Raw genomic sequence first — 15,668 nt, 5'->3', positions numbered from 1 at the left:
CCATTTATTTTGCGGCTTTCAGCCCCATTTCATCTCCTAATTTAATCATCAAAGCAAAAGCTTCTTCTTTGTCATTTTTGATTTCGCCTTCCAAAACTGCTTCTTTTATCGCATCCTTGATAAGCCCTACCTCACGGGAAGGTTTTAAATCAAAATATTCCATAATATCCTCTCCCGATACCGGTGGCTGGAAATTTCGTACCTGATCATTCTCCTCCACTATGCGCAGCTTTTCCTCCACAATGTCGAAATTTTTCAGATACTGTGTGACCTTACGCTCATTTTTAGAGGTAATATCCGCACGGCAAAGCATCATCAAACGCTCCAGGTCTTCCCCTGCTTCGAACAGTAAACGACGAAGGGCGGAATCCGTGATTTCCTCTTTCACCAATGGAATCGGACGAAGATGCAGGCGCACTAACTTCTGCACCATCTTCATCTTTTCATTCATAGGCAATTTCAGCTTACGGAAAATAGCTGGCACCATGCGTGCCCCTTTATCCTCATGCCCGTGGAATGTCCAGCCTGCTTTAGGGTGAAAACGCTTCGTTGGTGGCTTGGCGATATCGTGCAAAATCGCCGCCCAGCGCAACCAAAGGTCATCACTCATTTCGGCCACATTATCCAACACCTGCAGCGTATGGTAAAAGTTATCTTTATGCTTGCGACCGTTTTTCACCTCCACACCCTGCAAAGCTACCATCTCCGGAAAAAACTGATGCAAAAGCCTGGACTGAAAAAGTAATTTGAAGCCGTAAGAGGGGTTTTTGGCCAGAATCATTTTGTTCATTTCATCCGCTATGCGTTCGCGGGAAATGATCGACAAACGTTCCGCATTTTTGCTCAGAGCAAAAAAGGTATCCGCGTCAATATCAAAATTAAGCTGAGTAGCAAAACGCACCGCGCGCATCATCCGCAGGGGATCATCCGAAAAAGTGATATCCGGATCCAGTGGCGTACGGATAATCTTCCTTTCGATATCTCCCATACCGTCAAAAGGATCAATCAAATCCCCGAAATGATCGGCATTCAGACGAATCGCCATGGCATTGATCGTAAAATCCCGACGATTCTGATCATCTTCCAAAGTGCCATCCTCCACTATCGGTTTGCGGGAATCACGGTTATAGGACTCCTTACGCGCCCCCACAAACTCTACCTCCCAGTCGCCATCTTTCAGCATGGCAGTACCAAAGTTTTTGAAAACATTCACTTTCACATTTCCAACGGCCTTGGCCACCTCCTGTGCCAGTTCAATACCTGAACCCACACAAACAATATCTATATCTTTACTCGGACGATTTAATATAATATCGCGTACAAATCCACCAATCACATAGGTTTCTACCCCCAAAGCATCTGCGCACGCACCGATTTTAGCAAAAATCGGAATTTGGTCTAAATATGACTTATAATTCATTGAATCCCTTTTGGATACTAAAGATCTTTAATCTTGATGTCCCCATTGGTCCCCATGGCCACTTCCCGGCGCTTAAAAGGGAACCGCAGACTATCATCCTGCAAAATTAACAGATTCTGCTCAGCCTGCAACCATGCCTGCCCGGATATTCCTCCTTTCAGCTCCACCAGCACCAAAGGTTGCTGTACTCTGGCCAGCGCACCAAAATGTTCGGCTTTCATAAAAAAGGCATTTAAGCGATCGTCTTCAGCCATCATCCCTGCAGGCACATTACGCCCTCCATTTAATTTCAGCGCCACCGGCCGATCTGTAAATTCCAGAATATCCAGCGAGGTCTCCGGAACTTCATGAAAATAAATATTCAACAAGCCGATCTCATTGACCAGTAAATAGCATTGATCCGCAGAAAAGCCGCCTTGCTGCTGTAACTGTTCAAACAGCGCATATTCTTTTAATGAAAAAACCAAACAACTCTTCTTTCCCTGAGAAATGGTCCAGACTTTATTGTTCCAATCCCGATTTTGTCTTATTTCCATCTTGCAAAAATAAAAAAAGATCGCCGGTAAAGCGATCTTTTTTTTAAATGCATAAGCCATTCTTAGTAGAATAATTCTTCTTTATAGAAGGCCGGACACGGTAAAGATTTGTAATGATCCTTACTTCGTTTCAATGGATGGCGTTTGATCAGGATTTTGATCGAAAGCTCATGCGCTCCACCAAAACTTTTGGAACCTGTTCCCCCTAAGCCGAAATCATAAGAGTAACCAAATTCAAAAATATCGTAAGTCAGTCCCATTGTGAACACAAAAGCCTGGTTGTTCGTCACGGCCTCCGGATAAATTGGAATAGGCACCCCTCTGTACCAGAGACCAATGGTTACGGGATAGTGGTAGTACTTCACCCCGGCAGAGAGGGTTTCAAAATCCCCCTGACGTTCATACATCAAACTTGGAGAAAAAGCCAGACTACGCAATTTGGCATTAAATACGTTCTGCTTTACCTTGAAATTCCCTCCTACTGCGAAAGTATATTTAATCGGAATGGTTCCTGTACCATCTTCCTGAAAAGTCAAGGTAGGCGTTGCCAAATGATAAACCGCCGCACTGAACCAATAATTTCGAGTATACACCAACAAGCCCGTGTTAAAATCGAAGATATTATGCATCCCCAACTCATTCTTGATATTGGGCGGGATGGGTTGCACCCCATTATTATCTGAAAACAGCAATTTATCCATATCCAGGCTTCTGTTTCCCGCCACAAAGGAGAGTCCGGGCCGAACAATCAACTTATTCTGAATGCGTAGCATATAAGAATACATAAAGGCCATCTGATTGGTGGATAGATTGGCGGTACCAATTCTATCCGAAGAGGCCATTACCCCAAATCCGGAATTCAGTTTGCGGACATTATAATCCCAGGAGACCGCATGGGTTTGCACCGCTTGCGGAAGCTGTGGCCACTGAATCCTGTTATTCATCGTTATCCGATGATAAGGGGTAGCCCCTACAAAAGCAGGGTTAACATAAAAGGGCGCATTATAAAATTGAGAGAACATAAAGTCCTGCCCCTGGCAATGCTTGTCAATAAAAATCAATGACAGGCATATAAATATAAAGCGTAAAATTCGATGCATAGGATGATGTTGGTTTGGGCTGTACAAGGCACCCCTTGGCCTCATTAACCATATATATTTTGATTAGTTAATCAAAATATGAGGCTAAAAGTACCACACAGCGGCCTTATCCCTTAAAGCTGTTGCCGGCTCACACGAAACATTACATCGAAATATCTGTATCCAAATCCCACAAGAAAACTTCTTTTGTTCATGTTAAGCGAACTTACTCCATTATTCGGTCTGAATTATTAGAAAAAGCAATAAGTCATTCTAATAATAATCAAAAAAATAATACAGAAAAGCCAGAAACAGTACTCATGAATGAAAATAGAGGAAATTCCTTTTTTGTCCAATAAATATCAAAATATCTATATGAAATATCCCTATTGCTATTCACGCTTCAAAAAAAATCATTTTCCATCTAAAATCATTGATTTTCACCCAGAATTTGCAAAATTCTTACAAGGTTTTTTGATTTTTCGTCTTGCCTATAAATTTTTATAATCACATCTCAATAAGAAGGTAAAGCCAAATCGTATACACTGACAGAAAATCTTGACTAAAAAATTTTAAATAAAGTACATAAAAAAAGGCTACCAATAAATTTGGTAACCTTTTTTTCTTTAGCATTATCCCGAATTAATTCACTGGCAAAAAGGCGTATTCTTTCCCATATTCCAGCATCTGCTGAATAAAATCGTCCGGGTAAGAAATTTCAACATCTTTAATTTCATCACCTTCTTTGATAACCGTATACTTTGGCTGAATAAAGCCTCCATAAGGCGCACTATCCAAATGTGCATAGCGATCAATCACCTCCTGATAAATCTTGGCGTCTACTTGTACACCATAATTTTCAATTAAGGCTTGTCCAGCTTTATAGTCTCCCTGAGATTTAATGCGTTGCACTTCATTCAGCAACTGCCCCAACAGGGTACGCATTTTTTCATAATCATTAATCACAAAGAAGGTTTTACCATCGCGCTTTTCTTCCGTCACGACGCCTTCCGCCTGCCCTTTTTCAAAAATCCAATGAGAAATCATGGCGCGGTTACGCATGTGCGCTTGTTCAATAATCGCTCCCGGTTCCAGGCGACGCAATTGAAGCATCATGCCGTTTCTCATAAATGCATCATAAGCCGCTTTTCCAACTTCCAGATTCGGAATCACGCCAATGTCCACCAATTTCTGATCCATCAGATAATAAAGCGCCACCAAATCTGCCCGGGCCTCTTCTAAAGCATCTGAATAGTTTTTGAGTGTTTCTTTAGGCGTGCCTACCCCTTGCTCCAATTGACCGGAAGCGTGACCAATTACCTCATGCAAAGCCGTGCGCATATTATTCGATAGAACGCCATATTTAATCGCACGCTCTTTTTCCTCCTGTGACCAGGAAAATTCATCCAGCATCCCGGGACCGCCGGCTTCTTCGTAAGCATTCTTGATATTTCCTAAAGAAACCGCCTTCGAGCCATATACTTTTCGAATCCAGTTGGAATTTGGCAAATTCACCCCTACCGGCGTGGAAGGAGCTGCATCACCAGACTCCATGGCAGCATTCACTACTTTATAGGAAATCCCCACTACTTTTGATTTTTTATGAGCCTTATCAATTGGGGAATGATCTTCAAACCACTGTGCATTTTCCGCCAAAGCGGCCATGCGGGAAGAGGCCTCCGGATCTTTGATTTCGATGATGGATTCAAAGGAACCGCGGTAACTCATCGGGTCATTATATACTTCAATGAAACCGTGAATCATATCGACATCTCCTTCAGTGGCCTTGGTCCAGGCTACTGAGAAATCATCGAAAGTCTGCAAGTCACCGGTCTGATAGTACTGAATCAAAAGCGACAACCATTCTTTCTGCCCTTCATTCTCCGCAACCGTTTTGGCCTTCTCCAGCCAATACACCATTTGCTCCAGGGCCTCCGAATACAGGCCGCCTACTTTGTAGAATTTCTCCACAATTCCCCCATTTTCTTTCACCAGCTTGGAGTTTAATCCAAAACTCAATGGTCGATCCGGGTTGGGGCTTTTCTTTGCTTTATAAAATTCCTCAACCTCCTTTTGCGTGATATCATCTGCGTACATATTCATCGCAGAAGACTGAATCAAATCGGTCTTAGGATCAGCGCTCACCCGCTTATTGTCCATATCCGAGAAAATCACTTCCGCAATAAAAGAGACGAAATCCGCCTTCGATTTCCCATTTAAAGGCAACTGATCCTCCGAAATATTGGCCAATAAACCTTCGAAATACGCCTGAGAGCAGGCCGGCTTCAATTTATCGGAAGAATAATGATGGTGGATACCGTTGGAGAAGAATACCCGCTTGGCATAGGTTTCAAATCCTTTCCATTCTTCCGTATTTTTATCCATTCCTTCTGCCGACAAAATGGCTTCCAGTGTTTTGCGCACCGACAGGTTGTGCTTATAGTTCTGATCGTAAATAATATCACGTCCGGCCAAAGCGGCCTGAGAAAGGTAATATACAAATACTTTTTGCTGCTGACTTAGCGCTTCAAATCCCGGTACTTTATAGCGCAAAATGGATAAATCAGCAAACTGATCCACTTTATATTTAAAATCCGAAGCTTCCTCCGCTACTTCCGTTTGGGCTGAATTTTCCGGAGTATTCCCGCCACAGGATTGCAAACCCACCAAAGCGGCCGCCAATCCAAGGGTGATAAAAAATTTATTCATAAAGGTTATGCATTAATTATATTGGTCACCAATGACCTTAAACTCAATTCTTCTATTTTTTTGACGATTGGCATCGGAATCATTATCCACCACCGGCTGATCCATACCATAGCCTTTATAACGAAGTCTGTTGGCATCAATATTTTCCGACACCATGAATTCATAAACCGCCTTTGCTCTGTTTTTGGACAACTCCTTATTATAACTGGCATTTCCGACATCATCCGTATGACCGGAAATTTCCATGACCAGCTTCGGGTTTTCTTCCAGGAATTTCACTGCCTTCATCAACTCTGACTTGGACTCTTCACGCAATTGGTAGGAATCCGAATCAAAAAAGACATTTTCCAGTCGGGTAACCGTGCCCGTACGGATCGGCTCCAGGTAAATATCCTGATGCACCGGCTTAGGCGTCTCTCCTTCTACCCTTTTATAATCGAATGGAATAGACTTATACAAATAGCCTTTGCGCGAAACAAACAAAGCATATTGCTCTCCCTCGGTCAGTACAATTTGGTAGCCCCCATTCTCGGGATCTGATACCACGGTATTAATCATGGTATTATTGGCCACATTATACAGCTCCACTTTTGCATCCAATGGTTGCTTGGTGTCTAGATCAAAGACGGTACCGGCCACATAGCTGCTTCGGTTCGGAATGCGCTGATCTTCCGGAATATCAAAAGTATAAAGTTTGGACTCCGGCTGCTCTCCATGCAAATCATCTATGGAGATATAGCCCGTAGTTCCGGTGGCATTCACTACCAAAGAGGACTGATCTTTATGATCATTAATCGGATACCCCAGGTTTTTTACTTCTCCCCAGGTGCCATCAGATTTTCTATCGGAATAGAAGAAATCATAACCGCCCATTCCTTTATGCCCGTTGGAAGAGAAATACAAGCGCTGCCCATTCACATGAATAAAAGGCCCGACTTCATCTCCATTCGTGTTGATTTCTTTCCCTAAATTGGTAGCGGGCGTCCAGATGCCTTTCGGCGTACGGTAGGTCACAAATAGGTCTCGCTTCCCAAAACCTCCCCGACGATCAGAGACAAAATACAATTCCCGCCCATCTGCACTTAAGGCAGGCTGAGATTCCCAGGCACTAGAATTGACCGTTTTCCCCAGATTCTCCGGTTCACTCCATTCTTCTCCAACTTTATAGGTCACGTATAAATCACAGCTCCCGAAGCTCTTTCTTTCTCCACTGCAAGAGGTAAAAATCAACATTTTCCCATCTGAGGAAATAGTGCAGGTTCCTTCATTCATCTCGGTATTGATCCGGTCAGAAATAGACACCGGATCTGACCAGCTGCCGTCTTCCCTTCTATTACAAATCACAATATCTTCCGTATCTGTGCGGCCGTTACCAACCCGACGTGTAAAAATCAAGGTTTTTTCGTCCACTGTAACTACCGGAAAATATTGCAAAGCAAACTGATTCACATTGGCGTCCATCTCCTTTGGCACAAAGGGCACCGGTTCGCTCATTAATTCCTTCGCATAAGCCGCACACTCCATCACCCATTCGGTTTGCTTTGCTTCCCGCTCTGGTGGCCGGGCCTGCATATGCATTTTCCCCATGGCCAAAGCATCATCGTATCGCCCTTCATTAAAATAGACACCGGCCAATTTACCATAGACTTTAGCGTATTTCGGATTCCCATTCGCTATGGTGGCCACTTTCTCTAAATGTTCCTTTTCATATTGAGGCTTGCGGTATAAACTATAGATGCTCGCCAGACGAAGGTGAGCCTCAATGAAATCCGGATCTTTCTTCAGGGCATCAAAAAGCTTTCGCTCTGCTTCCGGAAACTGTCGGGCCTTCAGCAGGACTGTTGCCTGGTCATAAAGTTTAATTGCTTTTTTGGAGGAAGTGGAAAATCCCTGATGTCCCTGGGCATAAAGGTTTATGCCTCCGAATAACATCAACGTGATAATCGCAAATATTTTTCTAATCATAATTTTGTTAATGCTGGCTATTGAAAATTAGTGCCATAATGCCGTTGAAACGGAAATATAAAGAATAATACAGAGCTTGTTCCTGAATAAACTAAAAATAATGAAGATTTCTCATTAATTTGAAAGGCCGAAAAAATATCATTTTTCAGCAAAGAACAACAAAACCTTTGACTTTAACATCTTATCCAATATGCCTCAATTATTTTTTGTCCCAGGCCCCTCGGCCACCTATTTTACACTGGAGGATCACCTCAAAAGTGCCTTAAAAGAACAGGTCATGGCGATCAGTCACCGCTCCCAGGCTTTTAAGGATTTATACCAAAACACCCAGAAAAATTTACGTTCGCTACTTGAAATTCCGGCAGAATATGAAATCGTTTTCACCACTTCTGCTACCGAAGTATGGGATCGTATGGCCGAAAATTTAGTAGACGAAACCAGCCTTCACTTTGTGCATGGTTCTTTTTCGGACAAATGCGCTAAAGCCTTCCAACGATTAGGAAAAAAAGCGGAAATCATAACTGCGGAAGCAGGAAAATGCGCCAAATTCGAGGGGGCCAATATCCGGCAAACTCCGGAACTGATCCACTTCACCCTTAATGAAACGGCAACAGGGGTAAAACACCCTTATGCGGATATGCAAAAAGCCCGTGAGCAATTTCCGGAGGCGCTAATGGCACTGGATGTGGTGTCGGCCACCCCAACCACTCCTATAGATTTTCAGCAATTTGACTCCGTTTATTTTTCGGTACAAAAATGCTTCGGTTTGCCTTCCGGTTTGGGTGTATGGATAGTAAGTCCTAAAGCCATTCAAAAGGCCGAGCAGTTAACTGCCGATGGAAAGGTTTACCCAAGTTACCACCCGCTGTTAGAATTAGTCGAAAAAAGCAAGGTCTATCAAACCATAGAAACGCCCAATACATTAAACATTTACCTTTTGGGGAAAATTGCGGAGGATATGTTGCGCAAGGGCGTAACACAAATCAGAAGAGAAGCGCTTTATAAAAAGACCCTTTTGCAAAAGCTTTTCACGGATCACCCCCAGCTCAGCCCTTTGGTTACTGAAGCAGACCTACAATCCGACACGGTCGCGGTGGCCAATGTAGAGGGTGGTTCCGCCCCATTGATTGAATACCTCAAAAGTAAGCAAATGGTCATTGGTGCGGGTTATGGTAAGGCCAAAGCCTCCCAGATCCGGATTGCCAACTTCCCTACTCATTCTAAGGAGCAAATTGAGTATTTGGTGGATTTAATAATGGAGTGGCGTATCTAAGCCATTAATTTCTATAACATGGACCCTATCCGAAAGCAACTGCAGGCGAAAAGGATAGGGTCCATAATACCACCATTCCTTCTCCGGGTTTTGAGGATCCACCTCCACACGAATCGGCTTTCCGAATTTTTCCTCTACATAAAGATCCATATCTCCCAGGCTGATTCCTGAAAAATTAAGGCTACTTCTGGAGGCAAAACCAATCCATTTTATTCTCTTTAAGCGATCGTTTTCTAAAAATAACACCACCCGATTACGGCCATCTGAAATCACCCATTTATCCGGGCTGGTTTCTTTATAAGCCACTTCTGCCAGATAGGAACGCAAGGAAGCTTTGGACAGGCCGATCACCAAATCATCCCCCAAACGCAGGCATTCGGCACAATCATCAGAATAATCCGGTGAATCCCCACATTGTAATCGTCCTTCCTGATACAAAAACTGATGGCCAATATTAGCACTCCAATTCATATCATAGACCGGCATTCGGGTATACATTCTGTCGTTCACTAACTTACTGGAGACTTTCAGGAATTCATCGTTCAGACGATCAATATAAAAACTGAATTTAAAATTTTCCCTTTGAGCATCTGAATAAAAAAAGAGAGAATCCTTTACAATGGCATAATAATATTGCTGCTCATAGAGATGGTTCATGGTGGAACGGTCAAAATAAACCCCGAAAAAATTCCCCTCGGCAAAGACACATTCCAGGTAAGTGGTTTTATCGCCACCGCTCCAACCGCCCTGCAGCAGCCTGTGAAAATATCCCTCCTCACTCCATAAATGAGCCGCATTTTTTTGAAAAGAGACAGACGCTATTTCGGAAACCCTCATATTGGTGGGACATTCCTGGTAAAGAATACCGTCCAAAAATACCTGATCCTTCCCTAATAAGACCGCAATCATTTCCGCACTATCTAAATCTGCCCTCCACGATTGAGAAAATGCCTGCGGCTTAAAACTGAGCCATAAAAGAAAAAAAATGAGATATGATGGAGAGTGCCTCAATGTAATTAATCTGTTTTTGATTCAAAATATAGGACATTCAAATACAACAGACCACTGCTTCAGCGGTAAAATGTGGACTCTCAATACAATCTAACCGCACCCTAAAATAAATCTAATCGCGATGAAAAAAAGCGAAAAAAATTAATCCCTTTCTCACTACAGCCGAACTAGCAAATTATCAGTCCGATTGATATTTATAGTTTTCAGCCCAAAATAATTCAATGATATGCACCCGCTCATCACGGATCTGGATTCTAAAAGGGAATGGATCATAATGCCACCATTCCGCATTAGGCAATCGATCTATTGAAACCACTTTAGATGGTTTTCCAAACTTTTTTTCCACATAAGTCTGAACATCTCCCAAATAAACTTCTGAAAAATGGTATTTGCCGCTTCCGGCCACCCCCACCCAGCGCAAGCGATTCAGGCGGCCATCTTCAAATTCCAAAACAATTCTGCTTTGCTCATCATTAAGGATCCATTTATCCGGTGACTTTTCATGCAAATAGGCCGTATCAACATTTTGCTTTAAAAAACGAGCCGACATTCCCATCACCAAATCTGCACTCAATTGTAAACAGGCATCGCAACTCTCCGGCGTTTCCGGATAATCACCGCATTGTAATTTTCCATTTTTTTGCGCAAAACGGTTCACGTTCTCGCCCAGCATAGAGGTCATAATAAAATCCGAGCGATCATATTTTAAATCACCAAACTGTTTACTGCGAAATTTCATGAAGGAGTCATTCAGCTCCAGAATCTTCAGCACCCATTTCAGGCGACTTTTATCTTCCGCAGAATATAGGTAAAGGGAATCCCCTAAAATTTTATAATAATAAAATTGTTCAAAAAGGCGCTTTCTGCTTTCGGAATCATAGTAAATACCTCCGAAACGCTCCTCATCAAAGTAACCCTGCAGATAAGTATGAGGGCTTGTGCGTGTCCAGCCTCCAACAATATCTCTTCGCCATACAAACTCTTGAGAGAATAAATGAATTTCTTTGTTTTTTCTGAAATCAACGGAAATAATCTGAGAAAAATCAACGGTATCCGTTGTGACTGACTGCGCATCAAAAAAAAGCCTGAAGCCTTCCTTATCCACCAAATCCCTTATGGCCGAAGTATCAATCTCAGAAGGAATTGATTGTCCATGAGTAAAATGGATCAACCAAAAACTCAAAAAGAAAAAAACAGGGATCTTCATTCGAAAATTCATCCAGCAAAAATTAAAGAAAACGGCTGCGCAACTTAAAGACGGAAAGATAAAGGAAAGAAAAAATTACACCAAATTGTTAGACTTAAATTACCATCTTATGCAAGCTTCATTAAAGGTTTTAATTAAAAATCAACATTCAAAAAAAACACGGCCCTGAAAGAACCGTGTTTTTATATATTATTGAAAACTGACTTAACTGATCATGTTTCCGGCTTCTGCCGCCTCGGAAGGCTCCATAAATCTCAAAGACCCGTCTTTGGTCTCGGCCATTAAGACCATTCCTTCCGACTCAATCCCCATCATCTTACGTGGGGCTAGGTTCACCAATACGGCTACTTTTTTACCCACCACCTCTTCAGGAGTAAAATGTTGAGCAATACCGCTCAAGATCGTGCGTTCTTCAAAACCCACATCCACTTTCAGCTTCAATAGTTTTTTAGATTTCTTCAATTTCTCCGCTTCCAGGATATGCCCTACGCGGATGTCCATCTTCATGAAATCATCGAAGGTACACAAATCCTTAGAAGGCTCCACAGGCGCATTTGCCGCCTCATTCGCTTTCTTCGTATCTTCCAGCTTCTGCACTTGTGCGTCGATTACCTGATCTTCCAATTTCTCGAATAATAACTGTTGCTTATTAATTTGGTGGCCATCGGCTAAGATGTCTAATCTACCCGCATCTGCCCACTTTAAGGTATCAATGTTCAACATCTCCACCAATTTCTGCGCAGTAAATGGTAAGAATGGCTCCGCCACGATGGACAGATTCGCGCAAATCTGCAAGGCAATATTCATAATGGTTTCAACGCGAGCCGGATTTTCTTTCTGCAATTTCCATGGCTCGGTATCTGCCAGATATTTATTCCCCAAACGCGCCAACTCCATCATCGCCTGCAATGCTTCGCGGAATTTATATTTCTCTAAAGAAGCACCCACACGCCCAGGAATAGCTTCCATCGTCGCTATGGTTTCTTTATCGATCGCCTCTAAAGTTCCACGTGCCGGAATTTTCCCCTCATAATATTTATTGGTCAACACTACCGCACGGTTCACAAAGTTCCCCAGGATAGCCACCAATTCGGAGTTATTTCTCGTCTGGAAATCTTTCCAGGTGAAATCATTGTCCTTGGTCTCGGGCATATTCGCACACAAGGTGTAACGCAATACATCCTGCTTATTCGGAAGATCTTGCAAATATTCGTGCAACCAAACTGCCCAGTTTCTGGAGGTAGAAATTTTATCGCCTTCCAGATTCAGGAACTCATTCGCCGGTACATTTTCCGGAATATTATAAGTTCCGTCCGCCTTCAGCATGGAAGGGAAGATAATACAGTGAAATACGATATTATCCTTACCAATGAAGTGTACTAATTTGGAGTTATCGCCTTTCCAATACTCTTCCCAATTTTGGTTATTTTCAGTGGCCCAGTCTTTAGTCGCCGAAATATAACCGATCGGAGCGTCGAACCAAACGTACAACACTTTTCCTTCAGCACCTTCTACCGGCACAGGTACACCCCAATCCAAATCACGGGTTACCGCGCGAGGCATCAGACCAGCATCCAACCAGGACTTACATTGCCCGTAAACATTGGATTTCCAGTCTTTATTTTGCTCCAAAATCCACTCCTTCAACCATGGCTCATATTGATCCAATGGCAAATACCAGTGTTTGGTTTCTTTCAAAACCGGTTTCTCACCGGAAATAGTTGAGCGAGGGTCGCCCAATTCTCTTGGTGACAAAGTGGATCCACACTTTTCACACTGATCACCATAGGCATCCGGATTACCACAGTTCGGGCAAGTACCCATGATGTAGCGGTCGGCCAGAAACTGATTGTTTTTCTCGTCGTAGTACTGTTCGGAAGTTTGCTCTACAAATTTCCCTTCCTCGTACATTTTTTTAAAAAATTCCGAAGCCGTTTCTGAATGCGTTTTGCTGGAAGTACGAGAGTAGATATCGAAGGAAATTCCGAAATCTTTGAAAGCATTCTTAATGATTCCATGATACTTATCTACTACCTGCTGTGGCGTTACGCCTTCTTTTTTGGCGCGAATCGTGATCGGCACTCCGTGCTCATCACTTCCACAAACGAAAACTACATCGTCACCTTTTGAGCGCAGGTAACGTACAAAAATATCCGCAGGAACATAAACCCCTGCTAAGTGCCCGATGTGCACTGGTCCGTTGGCGTACGGTAAAGCCGCCGTAATGGTATATTTGGATTGCTTTGTCATAGCGTATTTAAAATTCGCCCCAAAGATAAGCTTTTTTTGAAGGGGATAAATGATCACAGGCAGCAAATTGTATTTTACCTACGACAATTCAGCCGAATTATTCAAGCATGCCCTTTATTTTGATTTATTTCAACTTATCGGACAGATAGTTATCGCCTTTACGGCAAAAAAATAAGTGCTAGACATTCAAGGAAATTTTTGAAAAAGTAAGTCGCTAAAAAATCAGTTGTAAGATCATCTCTTTGATAATATCTATAAGCAATGAATCCCCTGATTTCGAGGCATTTTAGGCAAAATCCAAATTTCACATCAATGGAGCGTGTTTAAAAGTAGACCATCCGGCTGCAAATATTGGCTTTTAATCACACTCCTAAAACCCTGGATTGGCTGCAGGGTCGAAAAAATAAAGGAATAAAGGCCTATTGCTATTTTTTTCCGCAAAGCAGAGGAACGCGTGGAAAGCAGTTTTACTCAAATTTGGACTATTAATATCCAAAGCCAAACATCTGTAATGAATTGATAACAAATACCATGAGGAGCGTCAATAAATCCAGGGAGGAATAATTCGGCTTATGATGGCCTGATAAGAATTGAAGCAATCGCATTTTTGTTTTTTATTTTTTAACTTTTGAGCACAATAAACACCAATAATATGGAATGGAAAAAGCATTTTGAGACTGATAGATTGAAACTGAGACCATTCGTAGAAAAAGATCACGAACCTTTTACCGATTTGGTAGAGGACCGCAAGGTGGTTCGATTTCTTTCCATGCCAACTTTGGAGCATTTAAAAAGTACGAAGCACCTAAAGGATTATACTTTATTCAAAACCCCGGAAGGTAAAGAAGGCCTGACGCTACTGATCAGGAAAAAAGAAGACGGCGAATTTGTGGGGATTACCGGTCTTCGCCCAAATGATGACCCGGATACTTATCATTTTTTCTGTGCGCTACAGCCTGCCTACTGGCTAAAGGGCTATGCCAAAGAAGCCGGACAAGTGGTGTTCCGCTATGCCTTTGAAGAAATGAATGCAAGAGTTATTAAAGCAGGTGCAGAGGGAAGCGATATTGCCTCCGTAAATTTCCTGAACAGTATGGGCATGCGCATGAACACCTTGGCCAAGCCCTCATTGAAGTCTACCATTAAACCTTTTGAATTAAAAAAAGAGGACTACGGCAAGCGGCATTAATCATTAAGGAGAGGTATTTTATCAAACCTAAAGGTACAGGCAACTGTGCCTTTTTTATTGTCTGATAAATCAAGGTTAGCTTCAATTTCATCCCTGAACAGCCATTTTCAAAGATATTTCACCCAAATGAAAAAACACCTTTTCAATACATTAGAGATGGTCTTCCTGATTGATTAACCATCTAAATTGAGGGAAGCTTGCTTTCTCCTCACTTATTTACCTCATTGGGAAAAACTGGAAATAAAATAAACCCTTTACTTTCCTGCCTTGCTGCTAAAGGAGGATTAATGCATGAATAATCATGGCTAATAGAACTCAATCACTGCGGAAACCCCTTTCGTTATCCCACCCCTTGATTAAGAACGTATTTAAAAATCAAAATTCTTAGTGAAAATTTGATTATTGCAGAAGCAATAAAGGATTATATTGAGAGAATAGCATCGCTATTGTTAAGACATTATCCTAAATCGGTTCCAATAATTCGAATTTGCAGCCGGATGGCGTGCTTTTAAACATGCTCAAAATGACCATAGAGCATAACGCCCTGTTTCAGTTAGAAAATGTAAAAAAATCGTGGTTTAATGCTCTAATTTCAAATCGCAATTAGCCTGAGCATCGGTAATGGTAGCTCCTAATTTCTCATAGAAAGCTTCCGCCGGAGCATTACCCTTGGTCACTTGCCAGCGTAAACTTTTACAGCCCTCTACTTTGGAAACATTTATGACCACCTCCATTAAACTTCTCCCAAGGCCTGCGCCACGAAGGCTATCTTTTACAAAGAGATCATCCATGTACATGCATTTCCCCACCCAGGTATGATAAGTAATAAAATAGGTAGCATATCCGGCAAGCGTACCATCTTCTGTTTCTACAACAAATCCACGAACATAATCCTGCTCCGCTTCCATTGTAGCCACTGTATTCAACATTTTATCGGAAGCATTTTCAAAATCGGCCAAGCCTTGAAACAACTCAATCAAAGCAGGAAAATCATTAGGTTCGATAGGGCGAATTTCGTAGTTCATATCC

Annotated in this window: 11 protein-coding genes; 2 read left to right on the top strand and 9 right to left on the bottom strand. The window is 42.3% G+C overall.

From position 1 onward, the window contains the following. Positions 1-4: 4 nt before the first annotated feature. From AAA970_RS06750 to AAA970_RS06730, 5 genes are all read right to left on the bottom strand, one after another. Positions 5-1,420: a CCA tRNA nucleotidyltransferase gene (locus tag AAA970_RS06750; protein WP_338236473.1), complete on the bottom strand. Its 1,416-nt coding sequence runs from the start codon at positions 1,418-1,420 to the stop codon at positions 5-7. 17 nt (positions 1,421-1,437) lie between these two features. Then, positions 1,438-1,956: a hypothetical protein gene (locus AAA970_RS06745; protein WP_338236472.1), complete on the bottom strand. Its 519-nt coding sequence runs from the start codon at positions 1,954-1,956 to the stop codon at positions 1,438-1,440. A gap of 62 nt (positions 1,957-2,018) precedes the next feature. Then, positions 2,019-3,056, bottom strand: coding sequence for a PorP/SprF family type IX secretion system membrane protein (locus tag AAA970_RS06740; protein WP_338236471.1), 1,038 nt, complete (start codon positions 3,054-3,056; stop codon positions 2,019-2,021). A 621-nt stretch (positions 3,057-3,677) separates the two neighbouring features. After that, positions 3,678-5,744 (bottom strand): dipeptidyl-peptidase 3 family protein, encoded by a 2,067-nt coding sequence (locus AAA970_RS06735; protein WP_338236470.1) that lies wholly within the window; start codon positions 5,742-5,744, stop codon positions 3,678-3,680. 12 nt (positions 5,745-5,756) lie between these two features. Next, complete coding sequence (locus AAA970_RS06730) at positions 5,757-7,709, bottom strand: OmpA family protein (RefSeq protein ID WP_338236469.1); 1,953 nt, start codon at positions 7,707-7,709, stop codon at positions 5,757-5,759. 190 nt (positions 7,710-7,899) lie between these two features. On the opposite strand from AAA970_RS06730, the gene AAA970_RS06725 reads away from it, so the two are divergent. After that, the gene (locus AAA970_RS06725) at positions 7,900-8,982 is read left to right on the top strand and encodes an aminotransferase class V-fold PLP-dependent enzyme (RefSeq protein ID WP_338236468.1); all 1,083 of its coding nucleotides are present in this window, start codon (positions 7,900-7,902) and stop codon (positions 8,980-8,982) included. Here the strand turns inward: AAA970_RS06725 and AAA970_RS06720 are convergent. From AAA970_RS06720 to metG, 3 genes are all read right to left on the bottom strand, one after another. After that, positions 8,959-9,891 carry a hypothetical protein gene (locus AAA970_RS06720; RefSeq protein ID WP_338236467.1) on the bottom strand — a complete coding sequence of 311 codons (933 nt, stop codon included), beginning with the start codon at positions 9,889-9,891 and terminating at the stop codon, positions 8,959-8,961. The genes AAA970_RS06725 and AAA970_RS06720 overlap by 24 nt on opposite strands. Positions 9,892-10,171: 280 nt before the next feature. Further along, positions 10,172-11,212, bottom strand: a complete 1,041-nt coding sequence (locus tag AAA970_RS06715) for a hypothetical protein (RefSeq protein ID WP_338236466.1) — start codon at positions 11,210-11,212, stop codon at positions 10,172-10,174. 192 nt (positions 11,213-11,404) lie between these two features. Next, a complete protein-coding gene (gene metG, locus AAA970_RS06710) occupies positions 11,405-13,477 on the bottom strand; it encodes a methionine--tRNA ligase (RefSeq protein WP_338237707.1) in 2,073 nt (690 codons plus the stop codon). Positions 13,478-14,102: 625 nt separating this feature from the next. Between metG and AAA970_RS06705 the strand changes: the two genes are divergently transcribed. Continuing rightward, positions 14,103-14,639, top strand: a complete 537-nt coding sequence (locus AAA970_RS06705) for a GNAT family N-acetyltransferase (protein ID WP_338236465.1) — start codon at positions 14,103-14,105, stop codon at positions 14,637-14,639. A 578-nt stretch (positions 14,640-15,217) separates the two neighbouring features. Here the strand turns inward: AAA970_RS06705 and AAA970_RS06700 are convergent. Beyond that, positions 15,218-15,664: a GNAT family N-acetyltransferase gene (locus AAA970_RS06700; RefSeq protein WP_338236464.1), complete on the bottom strand. Its 447-nt coding sequence runs from the start codon at positions 15,662-15,664 to the stop codon at positions 15,218-15,220. Between the last annotated feature and the right edge of the window lie 4 nt (positions 15,665-15,668).

The sequence above is a fragment of the Persicobacter diffluens genome, assembly GCF_036244895.1.
Classification (GTDB): domain Bacteria; phylum Bacteroidota; class Bacteroidia; order Cytophagales; family Cyclobacteriaceae; genus Persicobacter; species Persicobacter diffluens.
This window is presented reverse-complemented; position numbering and strand designations above follow the sequence as displayed.